General features: G+C 36.7%; 21 protein-coding genes. 5 read left to right on the top strand and 16 right to left on the bottom strand.

Annotation, left to right across the window (positions count from 1 at the left end):
* Position 1 precedes the first annotated feature (1 nt).
* From CLV96_RS00655 to CLV96_RS00600, 12 genes are all read right to left on the bottom strand, one after another.
* Entirely contained in the window at positions 2-697 is a 696-nt protein-coding gene (locus CLV96_RS00655) for a PIG-L deacetylase family protein (RefSeq protein ID WP_004784007.1), read from the bottom strand.
* Positions 698-701: 4 nt separating this feature from the next.
* Positions 702-1,253, bottom strand: a complete 552-nt coding sequence (locus CLV96_RS00650) for a formyltransferase family protein (protein WP_231292570.1) — start codon at positions 1,251-1,253, stop codon at positions 702-704.
* 91 nt (positions 1,254-1,344) lie between these two features.
* Positions 1,345-2,241 carry a hypothetical protein gene (locus tag CLV96_RS00645; RefSeq protein ID WP_004783521.1) on the bottom strand — a complete coding sequence of 299 codons (897 nt, stop codon included), beginning with the start codon at positions 2,239-2,241 and terminating at the stop codon, positions 1,345-1,347.
* Positions 2,238-4,265 carry an aminotransferase class III-fold pyridoxal phosphate-dependent enzyme gene (locus CLV96_RS00640; RefSeq protein ID WP_004783740.1) on the bottom strand — a complete coding sequence of 676 codons (2,028 nt, stop codon included), beginning with the start codon at positions 4,263-4,265 and terminating at the stop codon, positions 2,238-2,240. The genes CLV96_RS00645 and CLV96_RS00640 overlap by 4 nt, the downstream gene beginning before the upstream one ends.
* A gap of 63 nt (positions 4,266-4,328) precedes the next feature.
* Entirely contained in the window at positions 4,329-4,877 is a 549-nt protein-coding gene (locus CLV96_RS00635; RefSeq protein WP_004783607.1) for a GNAT family N-acetyltransferase, read from the bottom strand.
* Positions 4,874-5,761, bottom strand: a complete 888-nt coding sequence (locus tag CLV96_RS00630) for an aldo/keto reductase (RefSeq protein WP_004784020.1) — start codon at positions 5,759-5,761, stop codon at positions 4,874-4,876. The genes CLV96_RS00635 and CLV96_RS00630 overlap by 4 nt, the downstream gene beginning before the upstream one ends.
* Positions 5,758-6,918 (bottom strand): UDP-4-amino-4,6-dideoxy-N-acetyl-beta-L-altrosamine transaminase, encoded by a 1,161-nt coding sequence (gene pseC, locus CLV96_RS00625; protein WP_004784008.1) that lies wholly within the window; start codon positions 6,916-6,918, stop codon positions 5,758-5,760. Before pseC ends, CLV96_RS00630 begins: the two co-directional genes overlap by 4 nt.
* A 2-nt stretch (positions 6,919-6,920) precedes the next feature.
* Positions 6,921-7,928 carry a UDP-N-acetylglucosamine 4,6-dehydratase (inverting) gene (pseB, locus tag CLV96_RS00620; protein ID WP_004783983.1) on the bottom strand — a complete coding sequence of 336 codons (1,008 nt, stop codon included), beginning with the start codon at positions 7,926-7,928 and terminating at the stop codon, positions 6,921-6,923.
* A 14-nt stretch (positions 7,929-7,942) separates the two neighbouring features.
* A complete protein-coding gene (gene fcl, locus CLV96_RS00615) occupies positions 7,943-8,899 on the bottom strand; it encodes a GDP-L-fucose synthase (RefSeq protein ID WP_004783745.1) in 957 nt (318 codons plus the stop codon).
* A gap of 40 nt (positions 8,900-8,939) precedes the next feature.
* Positions 8,940-9,965 carry a dTDP-glucose 4,6-dehydratase gene (gene rfbB / locus CLV96_RS00610; protein ID WP_004783859.1) on the bottom strand — a complete coding sequence of 342 codons (1,026 nt, stop codon included), beginning with the start codon at positions 9,963-9,965 and terminating at the stop codon, positions 8,940-8,942.
* The gene (gene rfbA / locus CLV96_RS00605; RefSeq protein ID WP_004783685.1) at positions 9,966-10,850 is read right to left on the bottom strand and encodes a glucose-1-phosphate thymidylyltransferase RfbA; all 885 of its coding nucleotides are present in this window, start codon (positions 10,848-10,850) and stop codon (positions 9,966-9,968) included. It lies immediately after the preceding gene.
* Positions 10,847-11,185 carry a MarR family EPS-associated transcriptional regulator gene (locus CLV96_RS00600; RefSeq protein ID WP_035983633.1) on the bottom strand — a complete coding sequence of 113 codons (339 nt, stop codon included), beginning with the start codon at positions 11,183-11,185 and terminating at the stop codon, positions 10,847-10,849. Before CLV96_RS00600 ends, rfbA begins: the two co-directional genes overlap by 4 nt.
* Positions 11,186-11,387: 202 nt before the next feature.
* Here CLV96_RS00600 and CLV96_RS00595 point away from each other — a divergent pair, with 202 nt between their 5' ends.
* The 3 genes from CLV96_RS00595 (at position 11,388) to CLV96_RS00585 (ending at position 14,799) form a co-directional block, all read left to right on the top strand.
* Positions 11,388-13,406: an acyltransferase family protein gene (locus CLV96_RS00595; RefSeq protein WP_081581522.1), complete on the top strand. Its 2,019-nt coding sequence runs from the start codon at positions 11,388-11,390 to the stop codon at positions 13,404-13,406.
* Positions 13,407-13,493: 87 nt separating this feature from the next.
* Entirely contained in the window at positions 13,494-14,618 is a 1,125-nt protein-coding gene (locus tag CLV96_RS00590) for a lysophospholipid acyltransferase family protein (protein ID WP_004783666.1), read from the top strand.
* Positions 14,605-14,799, top strand: a complete 195-nt coding sequence (locus CLV96_RS00585; RefSeq protein WP_004783710.1) for a hypothetical protein — start codon at positions 14,605-14,607, stop codon at positions 14,797-14,799. Before CLV96_RS00590 ends, CLV96_RS00585 begins: the two co-directional genes overlap by 14 nt.
* Here the strand turns inward: CLV96_RS00585 and CLV96_RS00580 are convergent.
* Positions 14,796-15,638 (bottom strand): TrmH family RNA methyltransferase, encoded by an 843-nt coding sequence (locus tag CLV96_RS00580; protein ID WP_004783695.1) that lies wholly within the window; start codon positions 15,636-15,638, stop codon positions 14,796-14,798. The two genes, CLV96_RS00585 and CLV96_RS00580, sit on opposite strands and share 4 nt — an antisense overlap.
* A 7-nt stretch (positions 15,639-15,645) precedes the next feature.
* The gene (locus CLV96_RS00575; RefSeq protein WP_004783736.1) at positions 15,646-17,661 is read right to left on the bottom strand and encodes an oxidoreductase; all 2,016 of its coding nucleotides are present in this window, start codon (positions 17,659-17,661) and stop codon (positions 15,646-15,648) included.
* A gap of 78 nt (positions 17,662-17,739) precedes the next feature.
* Between CLV96_RS00575 and CLV96_RS00570 the strand changes: the two genes are divergently transcribed.
* Positions 17,740-18,150 carry a response regulator gene (locus CLV96_RS00570; RefSeq protein WP_040916972.1) on the top strand — a complete coding sequence of 137 codons (411 nt, stop codon included), beginning with the start codon at positions 17,740-17,742 and terminating at the stop codon, positions 18,148-18,150.
* On the opposite strand, the gene CLV96_RS00565 is transcribed toward CLV96_RS00570, so the two are convergent.
* Complete coding sequence (locus CLV96_RS00565) at positions 18,141-20,825, bottom strand: PAS domain S-box protein (protein WP_004783822.1); 2,685 nt, start codon at positions 20,823-20,825, stop codon at positions 18,141-18,143. The genes CLV96_RS00570 and CLV96_RS00565 overlap by 10 nt on opposite strands.
* 12 nt (positions 20,826-20,837) lie before the next feature.
* Positions 20,838-21,596 (bottom strand): SDR family NAD(P)-dependent oxidoreductase, encoded by a 759-nt coding sequence (locus tag CLV96_RS00560; RefSeq protein ID WP_004783669.1) that lies wholly within the window; start codon positions 21,594-21,596, stop codon positions 20,838-20,840.
* A gap of 135 nt (positions 21,597-21,731) precedes the next feature.
* On the opposite strand from CLV96_RS00560, the gene CLV96_RS00555 reads away from it, so the two are divergent.
* The gene (locus CLV96_RS00555; protein ID WP_004783724.1) at positions 21,732-24,032 is read left to right on the top strand and encodes a SpoIIE family protein phosphatase; all 2,301 of its coding nucleotides are present in this window, start codon (positions 21,732-21,734) and stop codon (positions 24,030-24,032) included.
* The last annotated feature ends 10 nt before the right edge of the window (positions 24,033-24,042 follow it).

Below are 24,042 nucleotides of genomic sequence, written 5' to 3'. Positions count from 1 at the left end.
ATTATCGAATCAACCTGCCGACAACAAAGGCTTCTGCAAACGAATAACCAATATTAGTCCCTCTCCATTTTCCTAAGGCTTCAACTGCTTCAATCGAGCGTGCATGTGGGAAAGGTCTCATCTCTGATTCATAAATGGAAAGGGCATTTTTTTTCTTTTCCATCTGCTGCAAACTAAGTTTATAATAAACATTTGGTTGAAAACTGCCAAAGTTAGGCGAAATTTGCCATTCCGTGCTAGAAGCAACTTCAAAGAAAAAAAGTTCCTCAACTACTTGATTTGGATAAACTCTGCAGGCAGTAACAACTGCATCATTTGTAATACGGTGATCGACATTTAAATCATTTCCAAAATGAGTAAAAATTACTGAAGGCCCAATATCATCAATTTTTCGTTCAACTACCTTAATCACATCTAAACGATCAATGGAATCCATTCTGTTGTCCGGAAAATCATAAAGTTCAACAGTTTTAACACCGAGTGAAAGGTTGGCTTTGTGTGCATCATTAGAAAGCGAATTTAATTCTGATATTTTGGATTCTCTATCTCGCTTTATTTCCCGACTCGTCAGACCCTCTGCAAGAATTAAAACATGTACATCATGGCCTTCTTCAGATAAACGAGCCATCGTTCCGCCGCAACCTAAAACTTCGTCATCGGGGTGTGCTGCGACCACTAAAATCTTTTTTTTATTCATATGATCATCCATTAAATATTTTGATGATATATTTTTTTCCATCTTTTACAAAATAAGCTGGATATTTCTCATTATCAACAACGCGGAGAAGATTAAATTGATCCAAAATTGAAGAGTTAATATTTAGCTCTGAATCAACAGGGGTTCTTTTTTTATAAAATGAATCTTCCCCAGATTGAGTTTCAAAGTGTTCTAAATAATATCGATAATGTTCCAAAAAACGCAAACACATCTCGAAGGTTTTATCCGCTTGTTTATCTCGCCACTCATCTACCAATTCACTTCCTGACAAAAAAAGACTGTCTCTAATGTAAACAACTCCGGCATCAACACCCTCTGAAGAAGCTTCAAATAATGTAAACGGTATCGAAGATTTTCCTTCTACTATTTGCCATGTCATCGGCGACCAACCTTTTCCTTTCGGCAGCTCACTTTCATGAACGACAATGTTATTCGAATGAAATTGCAAAAAGGATTTCGGAATTATTTTGGAATAACTTACAATAAAACAGACATCGCCTTTCGAAAGATCCTCATGATTGTGAAACAATTTCACTATATGGTTGCGAGCCTCTATGTCGGATATGAACTTTCCGATACGCGAATTAATCCAAGAGGATTCATCTGATACGATAGAAATTATCACTTTAATAACCTTTTAAAACATTCACAACATCTAAAGGAGTTTCAATACTTTTGACTTTGTCTATTTCAGAAAATCCCCGAATATTTCCGGACTGATTTTCGAATGTTTTAATCATCACCATAGGAACACCGCATCGATCTAATTCATAAGTCGTCTGTCCACCTGCAGTAATGGCAAAATCCATTGTTAACATCAAATTACGCATTTCCAGTGCAGATAAGTTTTTATAGAAAAAAGTTTTCGAATCCGACAAAGATGCTAAGGTTATTTCATTGGAAAATCCCGGCCCGATGACCAAGTGTTTTTCTAATTCTGGAAATTCTTTACAAAGAATATTCAAAAATGCTTCTGAATATAGATTTGGATCCGCTCCCCCTAAAGTAATCAATACCTTACGAGGGGGATTGTTTCTTTTTGGAATTTTAAACTCATCGCGGAATGGTTTTCTTAAAAGAACTTCTTTTTTTCCAGTGAGAACCTTGTATTTTGATTTATCGTATTCAATAAATAAACCAGGATATCCAGGATTCAAAATCGTAGTCCCAGTTGGATAGGAAATCCGATTGTAATCATCAATACAAACCAACTCATCAGATTGTTTCTTCAGCTCTTCGTATATGAAAATAGGCGCCAAATATGAATCGACATAAATGACCAAACCTTGACGGTTCTCTTCTATTGAAAAAGATTCCAATAAACTTCGGAGGTTATTTAAATCCTTCCAATTTTCTTTGTAGATGGGACATGGGTAGGACCAATCAGGAAATGATTCATCTGTATGGAGAACCATCCGAACATCGGAATTTCCTTTTTCCAAAAGTATCTCAGCGAGCGCAGTGCATCTTCCTAAATGACCAAGGCCCGTTGTCAAAAGTGCTTCAGAAAAAATTAGGATCAATTGAGTCGTTTAAATCCTGCATGACAAACCGGACCATCAAGTAGAGAAACAACATCACGTCCATTTTCACATTCCTCTATCAGCTTAAAAATTGGATCAATGGTTTCAAAATAACCATCTACAACTGTTTGTTTGTGTTCCATACAAACATAAACGGAATTTGCTGCTAAATATCCCTTTTTTAACATCTCTTGAGTAATCAATGTTTTGTATTCTAAACTATTTTTGCTATTGATGGTAAATCCAGAAAGGGCTGGCATTCCCCATACAGAAAGATTAACATTATACTTTTTAGCCAAAGCCAACCATCGGTCTCTAATATGGTTACCCATATTCGTTATATACTCCCAAGACTTTTCTCTTTCCATAACTTCTAAGGTTTTTAACGCTGCTGTTGGTCCTATACGTTCCGTCCAAAAAGTACTACTGATAAATGTTGATTGAGCTGACTCCATTACTTCACGCCTACCGATCACTGCGGTAATCGCATATCCATTTCCTATGGCTTTACCAAACATCGCAATATCAGGTTCAACTCCGTATATTTTGTGAAGTCCTCCGAAGTTTTGCCGAAATCCAGATGTACACTCATCAAATACCAAAACAATGTTTCTGTCTGTTGCTAATTTTCTAACTTTTTCAAGAAACTGATCCTCTGGACCATGATTTCTAGATACTTCCATCACAATCACACCAATATCTTGGTGATTCACAAGAGTTTCTAATTCTTGAAATTGGTTGTAATTGAAAGGAAAAACTGTACCTGTTAGGTTCTTGGGAACCCCTTTCGGATCAAGACCTGGTAGAAGATGGCCAGACAATCCATCATCCTCCGATAAATTTGCAGAAAGATACCAATCATGCCATCCATGATACCCGCAAATAGCTATTTTGTCTTTCCCTGATGCCGCACGAGCAATTCTGATCGCAATTGCATTTGCTTCTCCACCAGTTCTTGCAAGTCGAACCATATCTGCCCAGGGATGAATCTCAATTAACTTCTCAGCAAGATATACTTCTTCAGGACAATTGAAGGTGGCCATATTCCCATTCTCAATATTCTTTTTAACAGCCTCATCTACCTCTGGGTGGCCATATCCTAACGTATTGGTTCCAATGCCCATAATAGACATGTCAATGTATTCTTTTCCATCCAAATCCCAAACAGAGCAACCTTTCGCCTTACTATAGTAAGATGGCCATTGGTCCGGTAAAAACATCTCTGATCGTTTCGAAAGTAACATGTTTCCACCAGGAATAATATGTTTTGCCCTTTTCCAAAGTTTTTGTCCCGTCCCCATATTCTGCCCCTCATTACGAATGATTTTGTTATTCATTAAAAATATTTCAGGATATTTTGTTTTAAGCTTTAAAACATCTAACCAACCAAAATCTAAATTTGGATGAAAATGATTTAATATCTTTGAGATTAATTGGAAGTCAGCAGGTTCGTCAACAGTCCAACGTTCTGCAGAATGATCCTCAGAAAAAACCAGATTCGATTTTTTAAATGAATCTGATTCACGAATGTATGGAGTTACGTGTTCACGTTCTCTATCCAATGTAGCTTCCAGATATGCTCTTTCCAAAGCTGCAAAAGAAAAAACTTCTGTATCTAGTCCATCAGGATAAGTAGGAGGATTAATGTTTGAACAATAATCAATACCGCCTTTCAAAAATTCGGAAATCACTTCATCCACAACGTTGGGATCGATGAGTGGACAATCACCAGTGATACGAATCACTACATCTGCCCCAGCTTCCTTTGCGGCAAAGTAATAACGTTCTAACACATTCTGCTCACTTCCACGATAGACAGTATACCCGAGTTTCTCGACTAAATTCTGAAGAGGGTCATTTTCTTTTTTAGTTGAAGTTGCAAGAATGATCTGATTGATTATTTTTGATTTTGACAATCGAGACAATAAAATCTCAATTAATGGCTTTCCATTTACTTCCTTCATTACCTTGTTCGGTAACCTTGTGGATCCCAATCTTGCCTGGATAATAGCAATTACTTTCATAAATTTCCTGAATCGTATTTAGTATAAGTGCACAATCTATTTCTTTTAAAAAATTGAAGATCATTAACGTTTGAGTTCATAATCTTCACGGGAAAGCCCAAGAAGCACTCCATCAACATAACTTCCATTAGAATAAAAATGATTTTTTAACAAACCTTCGTGACTAAATCCGTTTTTTTCAAACGACCGAATAGAACCAAGATTAGGAGAATAAGCTCCAGCTTTCACTTTGTGCAAGTTTAGTGTATTAAAGGCAAAATCAACGACCAAAGAAATTGATTCAGAACTATATCCTTTAAACCAACAATCCTTTTCACCGATAAATAAACTAATATCAGCAAATCGGTGATACCAATTCATTGGCCCTAGTTTAATATTTCCAATATGTCGATTGTTTTCCTTTTCACAAATTGCCCAAAGAATTTCATTTGTGTTACCCTGTTTTGATTTTACAAAATCAGCAATTACTTCCTTTGATTGCAGAAGAAACCTTGTTTCTAAATATTGATTCACTTCTGGATCGTTTAACCAGGAATAGTAGCGATCTCCAACATCTTGTAACTGAAGGCCCCTGAGATAAATTTTATTTCCTGTTGGGTATTTTACACTCATGTGAGTTTCCATTTGGAAGGGTTGGTAATATTTTCGTCAAAAATTGCAAAATTAGAATAATCGATTCCGTCGAAATTTTTTTCTGAATGATATGAATCGATTATTTCTAATAGTTGTGAAGTATTATTAATACCTAATATTGCAAAATCTACTTCTTGGATGGATTTGATAAAATCCAAGGCAACTTCGAGCATTGTAATGCCCTTACTTCTCAATATTTCCTGACATTCTTGGATATGATTTTTTACTGATTTAAAATAAGTAGGTAATTCGTTGGATGGCATTAACGCCAGCCCCTGTAAAAATACAGATCGAACATGTATTTCAATATCAAGTTTTTTCAACTTTGACAAAAATCCATTTTGCAAAAAGGAATGATCATAAATATTTAACGGGAACTGGATGATTTCAATCGGATATTTTTTTAAAATTTCTTCTGTTTGGTTGGGTGAATAAACAGAAACTCCAATTTTAGTAACTTTGTCTTCTGCTTTAAGCGAAACTAATTCATCCCATAAATAACCAGAATTTTCTTTTAATAAATCGGAAGAATCATGAAACATCAAACCATATACTTTATTTAATTTCAAACGACTCAGTGATTCTAAAAAACTTTCCCGAATTAATTTTGCGTCATCTTTAGTAAATGTAGTATACCCAAACTTTCGAGTTTTTGTAATTACATCAAAGCGATTAAGTTCTTTTTGATTTTGACCAAGAACAGATTCACTATCACCATATAAATAAGCAGTGTCTAACTTCCGAATTCCTAACTCAAGTGCCTTATTTAAGATTAAATTCACTTCCGCTTGATTCGTTTTTCCTGTTTGGTTCGATACGCCATAATCCATACCGAATTGAACAGTACCTAATCCAATTTTCATGAGCCAAGGCATACCTTTAAAGTTTCAACAACTTTATCTTGTTCTGAATCCTTTAAATCAAAGTAAATCGGTAAACTAATAGCTGCCGCATAATAGGCCTCCGATTCAGGGAAAGATCCTAATTTAAAACCTAATGATTGATAATATGGTTGGGTATGAACTGGGATATAGTGAAGTTGAACACCGATTCCATTTTTCCTTAAATCTGAAAAAACTTCTTTATGGCCTTTTTTACATTTTGACTCATCAATTTGAATCACATATAGGTGGTAAGAAGAATAGTTGTTAGTTAATAAAGTTGGTAACTTGATTGGAAAATCTTTTAGGAGAGTATTATATCTTTCCGCAATTTGATTCCTTCTTAAAACAAATTCATCGAGTCTTTTTAACTGTGACAATCCAAGGGCTGCCTGCAATTCGGTTAACCTATAATTATAACCTAATTCTAGTTGTTGGTAATACCATTCGCCATCCGGTTCTTTGGTCATTAGTTCCGGATTTCTAGTAATCCCATGCGACCTAAGGCGAATCAAAAGATCATATAAATCTTTCCGATTCGTAGTAATGACTCCACCTTCACCCGTTGTAATAATTTTTACTGGGTGAAAGCTAAAAACAGTTAAATCTGAATATTCGCAATTTCCTACTGGCTTATTATTGTATTTTGCTCCGATTGCATGAGAAGCATCTTCGATTATATGAAACCCATATTCTTTTGATAACTGGTATATTTCTTCCATCTCACAGGATTGACCGCTAAAATGTACAGGAAGTAATACATCAGGAGTTTTTCCTTTTGCTTTTGCCTCTGCTAACTTTTTCTTTAATTCATTTAATGAGATATTATAAGAATTCGGATCAATATCAACAAAATCGATATCTGCACCTGTATACAAAACAGAATTGGACGTTGCAACAAACGTGTTGGGTGTTGTCCAACCTAACCTTCCTTTACTAAGACCTAAAGCCAAACATGACAAATGAAGAGCAGCTGTTGCATTCGAAACACTGACCGCATATTTTGCATTACAATAACTGGCAATAGCCTTTTCAAATTTTTCAACTACTGGTCCTTGCGTTAAAAAATCAGATTTTAAAACTTCAATTACCGAATTTAAATCATCTTCATTGATACTCTGTTTGCCATAGGGTATCATCATTAAACCAAACCAACACTAACTTTTGATTTAATAAGACCGCGTATATCTTCTACGCTCAGCCACTCATGATTTTCACCACTATTGTATCGAAAATTTTCCTTACAAAAGTCCCCATTAAATTTCTTTTTAAAATCTTCAACATCCCATGAAGTTTTAAACGAAGGAAGAATGACAAAATATTTATCAAACTCTAGCGTACTAAGTGCATCCGTTTCCGTTATCATCTCCTCATGCAATTTTTCTCCCGGACGGATTCCAACAATTCGTTTTTCAATACCAGGTGCTATGGCTTCAGCAACGTCTAAAATTCTGTAACTCGGGATTTTCGGCACAAAGATTTCTCCCCCCCACATATTAGCCATTGCGTAGAAAACTAAATCCACACCTTCATCCAATGTGATGTTAAACCTAGTCATATCCGGATGAGTGATTGGCAAAAATCCTTTCTCTTTGTGTTTCTGAAAAAACGGAATGACCGAACCCCTAGAACCCATAACATTTCCATAACGTACAACAGAAAATTTAATATCATGATTACCTTTATATAAATTCGCTGCTATAAACAATTTATCACTACAGAGTTTTGTTGCCCCATATAAATTAATAGGAGCAGCAGCCTTATCCGTTGAGAGTGCTATTACATTTTTGACTCCCCTTTCAATCGACGCTTCAATTAAGTTCTGGGCACCTAAAACATTGGTTTTAATGGCTTCAAAAGGATTGTATTCAGCAGCAGGAACTTGTTTTAATGCTGCTGCATGGATTACTGTATCAATCCCTTCTAAAGCATAAAGGAGTCGTGATTTATCTCTGACGTCGCCAATGAAAAACCGAATTTGTGGGTATTCATCACTCGGGAATTCCAAAGACATCTCATACTGTTTTAACTCATCGCGAGAAAAAACGACTACACGTTTTACATCTGGATATGCTTGAATTAATCTTGTAATAAACCTTTTTCCAAAAGAACCCGTTCCACCAGTCACTAATATAGATTTTACACTCATCTCTTATTCCCTTTTTACCTTTCTACTCCACCGTTCAAAAGGAAATCATCATATGCTAATTTGATTCCTTCTCTCAACTCAACTTCATGTTTCCAACCCATCCGATGTAACTTGGAAACATCCAATAATTTTCTTGGTGTTCCGTCCGGTTTGGTCAAATCAAAAGTCAACTTTCCTTGATAACCAACAACATCCTTTAGTGTTTCGGCAAGTTCGCGAATACTCACTTCAATTCCCGACCCAACATTTACATGTTCGCCACCACGAACCTCTCGAAACTCGTTATAGTTTTGCATCAAAAATACACAGGCTCTCGCCATATCGTCCGAAAATAGAAATTCACGCAAAGGATTGCCTGTTCCCCAAATCACAACCTCTGGCAATTGATTTACTTTTGCTTCATGGAATCTTCTTAACAAAGCCGGAAGAACATGGGAGTTTTGTGGGTGGTAATTATCCCCTGGCCCATAAAGATTTGTTGGCATCACAGAAAAAAACTCTGTTCCATACTGTCTGTTGTAACTTTGACACATCACGATGCCCGCAATTTTTGCTACGGCATACGGTTCATTAGTTGGCTCTAACTTTCCATCTAACAATTGTCCTTCGTCCATGGGTTGTTTGGCAAACTTGGGATAAATACAAGAGGAACCCAAAAAACACAACCTTTTCCCTTCGTAACGGTAAGTTGCATCAATGATATTATTTTGGATCTGCAAGTTAGAAAAGATGAATTCCGCAGGATAGGTGTCGTTTGCATGAATTCCCCCCACTTTTGCAGCTGCTAGAAAAACATACTCAGGTCTCTCTGCCTCAAAAAACTGATTCACTTCCGACTGATTGGTTAAATCAAGTTCCTTTCTTGTTCGACCAATGACATTCGAGAAACCTTGTCGATTCAAAACTCGAACAAGGGCAGAACCCACCAAACCTTTATGACCGGCGACATATATTTTAGAATTTTTATTCATAACAATATTTTACTGATTCCATATTAAATTGTTTTGTTATTTAATTCGAATTGTATTTTGAAACATACCAATGAATGGTCTTTAGAATTCCTGTTGAAAATGTTTCTTCAGGACTCCAGTTTAATTTTTCTTTCATCTTTGTTGCATCGATAGCATAACGTTTGTCATGCCCTGGACGATCCGAAACATAAGTAATTAAGTCCGAGTAACTTTTCCCATTTTTTCTTGGTTTTAGTTTGTCCAAGTGCCCACAAATAATCGAAACCACTTGGTTATTGGTTAACTCATTATTCCCACCAATATTATAGGTTTCACCTGGCTTGCCTTTAGACAAAACTCTTTCAATCCCTTTTGCATGATCCAAAACAAAAAGCCAATCCCGAACATTACTACCTGTTCCATAAATAGGAATATTTTTTTCCGCCAATGCATTGCGAATGATGGTTGGAATTAATTTTTCATCATGTTGTTTAGGACCATAATTATTCGAACAATTGGTAATCATCACAGGCAGTCCATAGGTATGGAAATAACTACGTGCCAAATGATCGGAAGAAGCCTTACTAGCGCTATAAGGAGAATTCGGTTGGTAAGGAGAGGATTCCGTAAAAAAACCTTGTTCTCCTAAAGAACCAAAAACCTCATCTGTTGAGATATGAATGAACTTTGAGTTTTTAAATTCTTCTTTGATTTGAAACGGAGAAAAAAACCAAGTTGTATAAGCTTTTTGTAATAATTGAAACGTTCCAATGATATTGGTTTCTAAAAAGATCTTTGGGTTATGGATCGAATTATCAACGTGACTTTCTGCAGCAAAGTGTACCACCAGATCAAACGAATACTCTTCAAATAATTCGTCTATTATTTGCGGATCACAGATATCACCTTTCACAAAACGATGGCGACTGTTCTCTGAAACCTCAGAAAGGTTTTCTAGATTCCCGGCATAGGTTAATTTATCTAAACTAACTATGAAGGAATCTTTATATAAGTCCAACAAATAAGGAACAAAATTGGATCCGATAAAGCCAGCGGAACCGGTAACTAAAATCTTTTTTTTGGCCATTTAATTTTCTGCTACGTTGACAATATCCCAAAGATAAGAGCCGTATTGATTTTTTTGGTTGAGAATTGCGTGTTTTTTTAGTGTTTCAAGAGAAATAAAATTCTTTCTATACGCAATTTCTTCCAAACAAGCAATTTTAAGCCCTTGCCTTTTTTCAATGACTTCAATGAAGTTGGATGCTTCCAATAGGCTATCATAGGTTCCCGTATCAAGCCAAGCGAACCCACGACCAAGCATCTTACATTTTAACCTTGATTCGGATAAATACAAAAGGTTTAGAGATGTAATTTCAAGTTCTCCTCTTCCTGACGGTAACACTTTTTTTGCATGTTTCACCACATCTTTCGGATAAAAATACAAGCCAACAACTGCAATATTACTTTTAGGATTTGCCGGTTTTTCTTCTAATGAAATAACATTCATTTCTTTATCAAGTTCAGCAACACCATACCTTTCTGGATCTTTTACATTATATCCATAAACGACGGCTTTTTTTGAATCCTTTACTTCGGAAATAGTTTCCGATAACAACTGGATCAAACCATCTCCATAAAAAATATTATCACCAAGTACCAAACAAACATCTTCATCTTCAATAAACTCTTCTCCCAATAAAAAGGCCTGGGCCAGTCCATCCGGGGAAGGCTGAATTTTGTATTGGATTTTAATTCCCAAATCACTCCCATCGCCAAATAAATCCTCAAATCTTTTGGTGTCGTTAGGAGTGGAAATGATGAGAATATCTCGAATCCCTGCTAACATCAAAACTGATAGTGGGTAGTATATCATCGGTTTGTCATAAACTGGAAGTAGTTGTTTGACAACTCCCCTTGTCAGAGGATACAACCTAGTCCCAGAACCACCTGCGAGTATAATGCCTTTCAACCTAATTCCTCCGCTATATCACCTAACTTTTCCACTTCGGTTCGCAGAGCTTCATACTCTCTTTTTTTAATCTCATAAAAATGAAGTGTCATCCTAGCCTTTTCTTCTATCCCGCGAGGAGTGAGAAGGTATGTATAAGAAAGTTTATTTTTATTATTTCGAAAATTATTCATCTTAATGAGACCCTTATCCAAAAAGGCTTTCAAAATATAGTTTACCTTACCCAAACTTAGTCCTAAAACATCAGATGCATCCCGTTGCGATAAATGAGGATTTTCCTCAAGCAATTGCAGAAGTTTTAGGTGGTGGTCATTGTATTGGAAATTTTCTTTCATGGAAGGAAATGTTCCCGAATGGGGAACTTCGATGACTTTCGGTAGGCATAGCTTCGCCCCCTGAGTCCCATATTTTATCAAAATGTGTTCAGCTTTTGAACGAGGTCAAGTAAAAATGTTCATTCAATGAACAGGAATCCTTGGATTTGAACGAAATTCCTGTGGACGTGCCTGCTCCTCAAAATACATTCGACCATTACCGATGTACAGGAAGGAACTCGATGGACTCCGAGCCATCGCCATTATCGCTGTTATACTAAACCACATAAAACAAGGGTTATGCCTAAACGGTTACCTTGGTGTGGACATGTTCTTTGTTTTATCAGGATTTGTGATCACAAAGTCCTTGGTGGAAAGAGAAAAAATGGATTTTATTCCGTTTTTAAAAGATTTTTGGAAAAGAAGAGCCAAACGCCTGTTCCCTGCTTTGTTGGCTGTAGTAACTTTCGCAACTTTTACTACGTTTTTATTTTCTTCTAACGAATCCCACCACACCACAATGAGCATTGAAACAGGGCTTAGTTCTCTAATCGGAATAGGAAACTTATACTTAGCAAATATGGCGACAAACTATTTTAGCACCACAGCCGAGTTAAACGCCTTCACCCATACTTGGTCCCTCGGTGTGGAAGAACAGTTCTACTTATTATTTCCTATTTTGTTTTGGTGGTTTGTACAAAATCGAGACAGAAAAAAAACTTTTGTTTTCACCCTAATCTTCCTAACAGCTTTATCACTTACATTCTTTTTAAAAAACTTTGAAAAGCACCCTATCAAAGTTTTTTACTTAGTCCATAGTCGATTTTGGGAACTAAGTTTAGGGTCTTTTGTTTTTTTAGTTTCGAACAAAATAGAGGTTAAAACAAATCCGTTTAAACAAATAGTTGTTAGGGCATCCTATTTTCTTCTTCCAATTTTTTTATCACTACTCATTGTTCTTTTATTTGATTCTAAATACCCTAAACTATCAGAAAAATATTATAATCTACTCATCGTTCTTTTAACCGCAGGTATTCTCTTTTTATTAGATTCAAATAGTTCCGTGGTCAAACTTTTGCAGTGGAAACCCGTCACTTTTATAGGCCTTTTATCCTATTCATTGTATTTATGGCACTGGCCGATCATAACTTTTTTCCGTTGGACTTTTGGGATCAAAAATTATATGATTCCGCTTATCCTCATTCTTTGTTTCTGTTTTTCTTATTTATCCTATCGAATGATAGAAACTCCGTTACGAAATTCCGAATGGAAATGGAAGTGGCTTAACAAAGCAGGTTCTTTATCTCCTACTACACTCTCCATTTCCACGGCAATTGCATTTATCATATTGATTCGAATTGTCCTTTATCCATTTTATTTGGATGGATCATTTTATCTTGGTACCCCGGCCAAATTAAAATCAAAAGGTGTACATAATTTATTAAGTCCAGTCACTTACCAGTCAGAAACTTGGAATCCAGAAAATTGTGTATTGGTAAATAATAAAGATTTAGGAAAAATTATCACTTCAGATAATTGTTCTTTTGGAAAACAATTCAAAGATAAACAGAAGTATTTAGTTTTAGGAAATTCATATAGTGCAGCACAAGTTTATATGTTCCAAGTGCTTCCAGAAAACCAATCAATGGTAACTATAACTTCTAGCTTAGGAAGTTTTCCTGCGCCAAACTTACCTTTCCCAAACAACTGGGAAAAAACCAATCAATATTATTGGCAGGAAGTTGTCCCAAAATTAACTGAAGAATTAAGAGAAAATGATGGGATTCTTATGGTTTACGATCTTTCCAGTGTCATTACCGAAGAAGATAAAATGAATCTTTTCATTAATGAACTGAGCCAATTTGTATCAACATTTAAAAACAAAAAAATAAATGTGATCTTTCAACATACAATTCCCTTGATGAGAGAATCCAACTGCAATCCAGATTTAGCACAAATACAATGGTGGCATAAATTTCAAGAACCTCCTTGTTTGTATTTTTCTAAAGAAGAAACTTTGAGCCGAAGAAAACCATTCCATGAAAAATTGCTAAGTATAAAAAATGAACATTCAAATTTTTATATTCTCGACCTAATGGATGTCTTTTGCCCTGAAAAAGAATGTCGGTTCGTAAACAAAATGGGTGATTTTTTATACAGAGACGAATATTCGCATCCGAGTGTGGAAGCAAGTATACTGGCGAAAGCATCACTCTGGCAAGTAATCCAAAAGATCAATTAAGGTAATTTTTTACTTATAAACAAAACGTTACCGAAACAAATAAGTTTCCAATCGACTTTTATTGCTTTGACCAAGATACCTATCTGAATGAAACCGAAAAAACGAACGCTCGTATATGATTTTCTAATCAAATTAGTGAGTTTGGCCAAAGGAACTGTTTTCCATTCTATTGAAGAAAACTTTTCAAACGCAGAAGAACATTTAGAATCACCTTACCCAACTGCCCTACTTTGTAATCATGTTTCCGAAGCCGATGTTGTCTCTCTTTCGATGGTTTACCCAAGGCTCAATCCAAAAATCAAAATGATCATACCAGCAAGGGAGGATATTTTATTGCCTGGGTTTTTACAAAAAGAGTTTCGGTCAAAGGGAATTTTAAAATGGATTTTTAAATTCATCGATGCAACAAATATCATTCCTTTTTTATTACGTTACATTGGTGCTGTTCCCATTAAACGCCCGTTCCGTGACAATGCAAGAGAACTCATCAAATCCGGAGAACTTCGAGATAAGGTTGACAGTGAATGGACAGACCTTGTGGCTCATATCAAAAAAGGAAGAAACCTATTTATGTTCCCCGAAGGAACCTATAGTCATGATGGGTTTCTAAACCAGGTAAAACGTGGTGCCTACTACATCAAATCCAAAATAGACAAACTTCATTTTAATAGCTTTACGCTTACTTATGACCACCTTTCATATCAAAAAACAAAGTTATACATAAAATATGGGAAACCTTTTGAAATTCAAAAGGAACTTCCTGCCGACCAAGTTGTGAAATTAGTAGCAGAAAAACTCGGAAAAAACTATACTGTGACGACTGGAAACCTAACATCGTTTATCCTACTAAAATTTGGGAAAGAAACAAAAATCAAAAAACACCAGTTTGTAGAACTCATTCTAAAACTAAAAAAACAAATCGAATCTAAGTTTCCTGAGATCACAATTGCTTCTGAATTAAAAAAAGAAACGATTCAAATCCAATTGGAATCTATTTTTACTAAACTAAAAACAATCAAGCTCATTGATTGGGAAGAAGAAACCATCCATACCAAGGAGATTCTCTACCATATACCTAAATCTTTGCATAATTTAAAAAAGTCCAATATCGTCTTGTATCACAGGAACCAACTCACGGCCCACTTACAACATCTAGAGGATGTCTGGAATGGGATCTTTACAAACCAAGGAGTCGCAAATGAAACCACTTAAACCCATTCGCATTGTTTTATTATTTTCTTTCTTTTTTGTTGGTTGTGGCACTATCTCACGGGGTTGTGCCAAATATTTCGGTTATGATGAAGTTTGTGTGGATGGGGTAAAATACATTCAGTTTACTTCTGGTGCGAGTGTAAAATATAATCCAGATGGAACGATTGCAACTTGCCGCTAAACAGATTCACTAAGCTTCGTTCTTGTTTTATTTCTTGTGACTTCCCAAAGTAAAATAGAACCAGCACAGGCAACATTCAGCGAATTGACAACCCCGCTCATAGGAATTTTGACAATCAAATCACAAAGGGACTGTAAGTGAACACTCATCCCTTTGGCCTCATTGCCAAGAATTATTAAAACTGGAGTCTGTAAATTTGTCTTTTCCAAAGATTCTGTTCCTGAAGAATCAGAGCCAATGACTTGAAGATTACATCGTTTCTTTTCTTTTCTTAAAAATAATTCCAACGAAGCAACTGATTCTAAAAATACCAACTTAGTATGAAAAATACTGCCTAAACTTGCTCTTATGACTTTAGGATCATAAACATCAATAGAATGTCCTAGGACAAAAACAACATCTACTTGAAAAGCATCTGCCGATCGAAGGATGGAACCAAAATTGCCCAAGTCACTAGGTCGATCAAAGAGGAGATAAAAAGGATGGGTCGGCGGATCTAGATTCTGAAAATCATTACGATGAATTTTGGCCGTAACAATGAGTTCTGATGGATTTTCTTTTTCGGAAAGTTCCAAAAAAAGATCTGAACTCACCTCGAACTGCTTTGCCTTCGGATATTTTTTTAAAACAGATTCGGCCCATTGCGATAACCTCACTCCATCCCTAAACAAAATACGAGTGATCTCCCAACGAGCATCTATTAGTTGTTTGATGCATTCAGTGCCCTCAACAAACACTTCTTTCTCTTGGCTCCGTTTAGACCGATTGGTCCTCAGAGCCAAAAGAATTTGAAATTCTGAATTTTTGACAGAAATTTTGAGAGTGCGACCCTGAAACATACAGAACTTATATGGTTACTGCAAGTCTAGTCCCTTGGTCAATTGCACGTTTGGCATCAAGTTCTGAAGCAAGGTCTGCTCCACCAATCAAATGTACGGGAATTTTTGCCTTTTGCAAAGGTTCCTGTAAAGAACGATTGGAATCTTGACCTGCACAAACAACTACTGTGTCACAAGGAATTTTTTTAGTTTCCCCTTTCACTTCGATAACAATTCCATCTGCTTCAATGGACTTATAAGTTACTCCGGAAATTTGTGTAACCTTTCTGTCTTCTAAAGTAGTTTTATGAATCCAACCTGTTGTTTTTCCAAGTGTGGCTCCGAATTTACTATTGGAACGTTTTAACATTGTCACTTCTCTACCTGAATGAGGTGTGTCCTTAACACTTAGTCCACCATCTTTTGTAATGTTTTGGTTGATTCCCCATTCCTTTAAATAGTTTTCCTTCGAAAAGGTATGTCCAGCATCGGTTAACATCAAACTCACATCAAATCCAATACCGCCCGCACCTAAAACAACAGCTCGTTTCCCTACAGGTTTACCTTTCAGAACGACATCCACATAACTAAGAACATTCGGACCATTAATTCCTGGAATTTCTGGTATCCTTGGGGTGACACCAGTCGCAAGTACAACTTCCTCAAATCCTTGTTTAATGAGATCGTCTGCAGATACAAACGTATTCAATTGTACATTCACACCATGTTTTTTTGCCATCTCACCGAAGTAACGAATGGTTTCTTTAAATTCCTCTTTTCCTGGAATTCTGCGAGCAATGTTTAATTGACCACCAAGTTCACTCCCAGCATCAAACAAGGTTACAGAATGTCCTCTTTCAGCTAACGTCGTTGAACAAGCCATCCCACCGGGACCTGCTCCCACCACAGCAACCTTTTTGGGTTTGGAAGTTCTTCCAATGACCAGTTCCGTTTCATGACAAGCTCTTGGGTTCACCAAACAACTACAGATTTTTCCCTGAAAGATATGATCAAGACAGGCCTGGTTACAAGCAATACAAGTATTGATCTCTGTCGCTTTGCCAGCAGCAGCTTTGTTCACAAAAAAAGAATCAGCAAGGAAGGGTCTTGCCATAGATACTAAATCTGCATCTCCCGCAGCAAGTACTGACTCAGCAATTTCCGGAGTATTAATTCGGTTTGATGTCACAAGTGGAATGTTTACATGTCCCTTTACCTTTGCTGTCACCCAAGTGAAAGCAGCTCTTGGAACCATCATGGCAATTGTAGGAATTCGCGCTTCGTGCCAACCAATCCCGGTATTGATAATGGTGGCACCAGCCTTTTCAATTTCTTTAGCTAGGATTAATACTTCATCAATATTACCACCATCTTCCACTAGATCTAACATGGACAAACGATAGATGATAATAAAATCATTTCCTACACGTTTGCGAACAGCTTTGATGATTTCGATTGGGAATTTGATACGGTTTTCAAAACTTCCACCCCAATCATCGGTCCTGTTGTTCGTACGTTTGGCTATGAATTGATTGATTAGATATCCTTCACTCCCCATGATCTCAACTCCATCATAACCAGCTAACTTTGCTAATTCGGAGCATCGTGCAAAATCTTCAATCGTTTGATAAATTTCCTCTTCCGTTAAAGGGTGAGGTTTGAACATATTGATGGGAGCTCGAAGGTTGGATGCCCCGACAATTTTGTCATGGTATCCGTAGCGACCGGTATGAAGGATTTGCATGGCAATTTTTCCACCTTCTTTGTGCACCGCTTCCGTTACAACTCGGTGGTGTTTGGCTTCTTCTTCCGTATCCATCACACCACCACCACGGGATACTCTTCCCGCTTCGTTAGGAGCGATACCTCCCGTCACTATGAGTGCCACACCACCCTTTGCTCGTTCACCATAAAAAGCTGCCATTCGTTCATAACCGTTCGGAGCTTCCTCGAGACCGGTGTGCATGGAACCCATAATGGTTCTATTTCGTAACGTAGTGAACCCGAGAGACAAAGGGGACAAAAGATTGGGATAAGATGTCATATGCTACAAGAATAGAAATTGGAAGATTTTGGCAAGATTTACTTGCAATCCAATTGAGAACCGTTATAACAATCTCCTGTGGAAATTGTGACTGAGAATAAAAAAAATGCGATTCTTTTCGTAGATGATGAATCCATAATATTAATGAGTATGAAGTCACAGGTAAAACAACATTTTGGTGAACAATTTAAATATCTAACTGCTGACAGCGCTATGGAGGCATGGGACATTTTAAAAGAATTAGAAGAAGAAGGTAAATCTGTTTCAATGATCATTTCTGACTGGTCTATGCCAGGAATGAATGGAGATGAATTTTTAAGGAAGGTTCATAAATCCTATCCAAACATTAAAAAAGTAATCATCACGGGATTTGCAGACCAAAAATCAATGGAAAACTTAAATTCAGAAATTGGCCCCATTACCTGTTTAAAAAAACCTTGGGATGAAGAAGAACTCATCTCTACAATTGCATATGCCATTCACGACTGACTTTGTTTTGGAAGATAAATATAAAAAATCGTTTCCCCAGGAACAGATGAGAGATCAATCCTTCCCCCGTGTCGTTTGACAATTTTATTGACTATATCAAGCCCAAGTCCGCTCCCTTCTCCTGGAGCTTTGGTGGTAAAAAATGGCTCAAAAATTTTACCTTGGATTTCTTTTGGAATCCCAGGACCCGAATCCTTTAGAGATACTAAAATTTCTTCTCCTTGGTCTTTGACTGCAATCTCCAAATTACCAACAAAGGACATGGCCTGCAAAGAGTTGTAAATCAAATTGGTCCAGACATGTAACAAATCGTCCGGATAACAGTCAATTGGTGCTACTGGTTCGAAATCTTTTTTTAAATTGATTCCACGTTTCAATTGGTTTTGGTAAATGGTAAGGACAGTTTCAATTGTATCAGGGATGGATGCTTTGTTTTTTTTACCAGTCGCGTCGAACCTAGAAAAATTCTTTAAGGCATACATAATCTTTGAAATCCGATCCACTGCCAATTGGATGGACCGAGTATTCCTGCGGAATTGGATTTCCAAAGATAAATAATCTAAAAAAACTTTGATATAATGAGATTTAAATAAAGGTAGATAACTCGAATCTATTTCGCCAATTCCCAACTCAACCCATACCTCTGCAAAATCTTCTGCACATCCCAAATCAAAGCCATGAGCCAAAAATATCTCTTTGTTTTTCTTTTTTCGAAGGCGCTCTTCTTTTCCAGTATAAAACTCAATCGGTTGGTCTAAATTGGCTAAGATGGTTTTTACAATCTTTTGTTCCGGCATAGGAACAGATAAAATCGCTTCTCGGAAGAGTTGTGAGGCAATGCCATATTTTTTTTGCCAATCCAACATGTTTTGATTCGAAGCTTTGACGGCACCAATGGGGTTGTTGATTTCATGTGCAATGCCTGCAATCAACTGACCAAGGGCAGCTAACTTTTCCGATTGGATCAACTGGTCTTGGGTTCGTTTTAGATTTTCAAGAGCCAACTCCAACTCCAATTTTTGTTTTTCAATCAGTTTGTTTTTATCTCTAATTTCTGAATTGATCAGACGTAACTCTTCTACCTCTTTTAATGGACTTAGATCAAAAATACTATAAGCAATCGAGTTTGTTTCTTTATAGAGGAAACGTTTTACAGAAACTAGTGCTGGAAATAAATCTCCATTACTTTTTTTGCAAATAATCTCCAAAGGATCTGATTTGTTCGTCGCAATGGTATTTCGAATCTTACGAAGGGATTCTGTTGTTAAGAGACTTCTTACTTTTAAATTTGGAATTTCTGTTAGATCGTATCCAAACAAACGTTGGAATGCAAAATTAGAATCTTTTACATTCAATCCATTCTCATCAAAGATCAAAAATGCTTCCGTAGAAAACTGATAAAAAGTTTCAAACCGTTCATCCGATTTACGTAAAGCTTCTTCACTCAGTTTAATTTCTGTAATGTCCAAAACTGTTCCTTGTAAGATCGTCGCTTTGCCTTCTTTATTACGTGTGAGCTTTCCGATTGCTTCGATCCAATGGATTTTTCCATCTGGGTGATTGATTCGGTTTCGGATTCGATAAGCGGAACGATTTAAATCTTCCATCAGAAGTTTTGTTTCTTTGGACAATAACTCCAAATCATCTTTGAATGTGAGTTCTAAAAATTTTTCCTCAGTCACTTCAAAATTTTCGCCAGGAAATCCGTAAATACTATATGTTTGGGGAGACCAATAAATAGTCCTCGCTAGGATATCCCAACTCCAGATTCCCATTTTTGCAGCGTCAAGAGCCATTACCAACCGAGATTCCGATTCTTTTAAGGCAATGTTTGCTTCCATTTGTTTGGTTCTATCAATCATTGCACCAAACATTCGATAGGCTTCACCTTCCTCGTTATAGAGAAAAATCCCGTTGTCTTCTACATAAATATAAATTCCAGATTTTATACGATAACGATATTCTATTGAAAACTTTTGATGGTTTGTCAAAGCATCTTCGAATGCCTCAAGAGTATTGTCTCTGTCATCGGGATGGATTGCCTCAATCCATTCTTTATATCCCACTTTTTGGTATTCTTCTGAGGAATAACCTGTAATTTCTTGGATGGCTCCTCCCCAATGGTTTTCACCCGATCTAATATCCAAATCATAAACCATACTTAACGAAAGTTCAGTGATGGTTCTATATTTTACTTCATTCGATTCTAAGGTTTTTTGTTTCAGAACATTTTCTGTAATGTCTGTGATTAGGAAGACGAGAAAAGTGAGTTCTCCATTTTTTCCAAAAACAGGAGAACCATTGATCGAAAGGTATTTTTTATTCCCCAATGAATCTTCGATTGCATGGCGAATGTCAGTCACTGGTTTTTTAGTTTTTAAAACAATATTGAATGGTTGGTCTTCTTCCCGCCATGGCCCACCATCCAAAGATGAATTTTTCCATTCCGGTGCATCGTAGGTTCTTGCCAAAATGTCATTGAGTTTGATTCCAAGAACAGACTCGGAAGCTGGGTTTGCGTACCGAATCTGACCCAATGGATTGAGTACCATCATGGCTGTGGAACTGACATTCATTATGGTTGTCAAAAGCTCAGCTTCGACAAACTTTTCATCTTCTGATAGACGACGTTCTACTGGTTTCCCTCTCTCAATTGATTCTCCATTGCCTGACACTTCCCAATAGACTTATTTTTTTAAAGAAACCAGTTTAGAAGCTTCGATTTTTTGGTAAATTGGAAGTATGAAAAACAAAAACCGATCCAGAATTTGAATGAAACGAAATAACAAAGATGGATAGACTTCTTTTGCATTCGATTCAATCCCTTTCACTACCTTTTTGGCGACTGTTTCTGGAGACTGACTTGGAAAAGGAACTGGCACTTTTTTCCCAGCTGCATCAAAGAACTGCGTTCTCGTAGCGATGGGATAAACGACCATCACACGATTTCCAGGCTTCAATTCAAACCGGAATGCATCGATAAACGAACGAACGGCCGCTTTTGTCGATGAATACAAAGCATAACCCGGGAGAGACAAATGGCTCATGGCAGAGGCTGTGACAACAAAAAGAAATGGTTCCTTTCTCGAATGGTTCAGTGAAACCAAACAATACAAAGGAGAGAAAACATTGGTTGAGTAAATCCGATCAATTCGCTCCCAATCAGCATTCGGAATGACTTCATAATAAGCAAAACCTGCGTTTGCGTAAAAAATATCAATTCCCCCTAGTTTTTTGTCTGCATCTTTTAGTAATTTATCCAAATTCTCTTTTTTGGAAACATCGCATTTATAGGGAATGACATTGGGATGAGAGAGAATGTTTTTTTCATTTAAGTCGCAAGCAAGGACCTTGACTCCTTCATACTTTAACACTTGCAACATGGTCTCTTTTCCAATTCCGGAACCTGCGCCGGTAATCACGATTCTTTTATTTTTTAGTTCCATGGGCGAAACATAAACTAAAGAGATTTCAAATAAAGTCCTTTTTAATAAGACATCTAACTTTTTTTGGAATCATTTCATAAAAATCTTTACTGAGTTTTTCTTTAGAGATACTCTTTGTTTCCCCGAGGAATCCGTATGAGCATATTTTTTGATCGTATCTTTAAATTCTTCTATAAATATATTTCTTATTGTTTTGCTATCGTAATTTTCTCCCTCCAAGGTGCCTTTTTTGGAGCTTTTTACGCTTATTTTTTTGGATCTGCCTTAATCCCCGAATTCACTGTAGCAAACCACCCAGAAGTGGTTTTGGTATTTGTGATCACCACTGCACTCGCAGCTCTCGGTCATAGCATCGAGTTTGGAATTCTAACTCCTCTTGGGTATTTAGGCCTTCGTACTGATACTAAAAAACTAAATGCAAATCTTAAGCCCAACGAAACCATCCGGCACAAAGATATTTTGGAATTAGAGCACCTTCTCAATGCCATCATTGATTTTCCAAAAGAAAATATGTATGCCGCTTTAAGATATGCTTCATTTGTTTTTATCTCGGTATCTTTTACTTATATATTTTATCATTATCCACTTTATGAATTAGCTTTGATTCTGATTGGTTGGCTTGCCGCCGTATTTGTATACGGAGGTTTCTCATATATCATCTCCGATTATTTTACCGGGGCCAAACGAGTGGAGATAAAAAAAATACTCTCCTACCGAGATGTTACCATTCACAAAAACCACGGGATCATGAGTTTAAAAGGAAAATTTATTTTTCTCCTTATTCTCATCTTACTTTCGTTATCTGTATTAGCAGTTTTTATATCCTTTGAGAACGCAAGTGTAATCAAAATTTTCGCTTTCATTACAATGACTTTTTTTGAATCAGTGATTTTAATTTTTATGTTTTTTCAATCTATAAACTTAACTTTAGAACAAATTAACGAATCGGCAAACAGTTTAGCAAGCGGAGGACGGGGAGCCCTTCCCATCTTATCCATTGACAAAGAGTTCATTCGATTTGCTGAAAACTTTGAAAAAGCAACTAGGGAAGTGGGAAGGATTAGAGAAAACTTAACGGAATTAGTGGAAGAAAAAACCTCTGAACTTCGAAATAGTTTGGAAACGGTTGAAACATTGAAAAAACAACAAGATGGAGATTATTTCCTTACTTCACTACTCATCAAACCACTCAGCTTAAACAAAACACTTGGTTCCAATGTTAAAACCGATTTTTTAATCAAACAAAAGAAAACGTTCACCTTCCATGGAAGAGAAAATGAAATCGGTGGAGATATTTGTATCACACGAACCGTTCCTTTGCGTGGAAAAGATTACACTTTTTTTCTAAATGCAGATGCAATGGGAAAGTCTCTACAAGGAGCAGGAGGAGTACTCGTTCTTGGCGCAGCAGTTCAGTCCATTTTGGAACGTTCATTTGCAGTACAATCGATCAAATCTCAATATGCAGAACGATGGATTAAAAATGCTTACCAAGAACTCCACCATATATTTGAAAGTTTCGACTGTTCTATGTTAGTTTCCATGGTTATGGGTCTAATTGATGACGAAACCGGCCTTATGTATTATTTGAATGCCGAACATCCCTGGTCAGTCCTCTACCGCAACCAAAAGGCAGAATTTATCAAAAACAACTCAGAACTAAGAAAATTGGGAACCCCAGTTAAAGAAAACTCTTTAGAAATAACCACACTACAATTGCAACCCGGAGACGTTGTCATCTTAGGTTCCGATGGTCGAGATGATATTGAATTTGATACACAAACAGAGTTTAGGAAAATCAATCATGATGAGGAACTTTTTTTACATCATGTCGAAAATGGTGGCGGAAATTTAAAACCAATTTACCAATCCATTTTGGAAATGGGAGAGCTCACCGACGACTTAAGTTTGATGCGAATTTCTTTTAAAGAACACCAAACCCTTCCTCCTAGATCCATTCGAAAAGAATCTTACGATCTTATGCGAAAAGCAAGGAACCAGATCAAAGAAAACCAATTGGACCAAGCGAAAGAAAGTTTAATCGAAGCAAGCAGAATCAATCCAGAAAACCAAGAAATCAAAAGAGCCCTAATTCGTCTTTTAGTCCGAATGAAAGATTACAAACTTGCGGCAGAAAAATGTAACACATACATCGAAGAATTTCCAGGAGACAGTGATATAATTTATCTCGCCTCTTTCACTTACAAACAAACCAAAGAATATGGAAAAGCAATTGATATGGGGGAAAGAATTCGGTTGCGAAATCCAGGCCATTTATCCAACCTCTTGCGACTTGTGCAACTTTACCTTCTTGTAAGCAACCTTCCCAAAGCAGAAAAAACCTTGGGCCTTGCATCCTTTTTAACAGCAGATTCCAAACGAGTGGATAGTTTAAGAACAGAAATTGAGGGGTTTCGGAAGAAAAATGTTGATTAAATTGAATCAA

Source organism: Leptospira meyeri (assembly GCF_004368965.1).
GTDB lineage: Bacteria > Spirochaetota > Leptospiria > Leptospirales > Leptospiraceae > Leptospira_A > Leptospira_A meyeri.
This window is presented reverse-complemented; position numbering and strand designations above follow the sequence as displayed.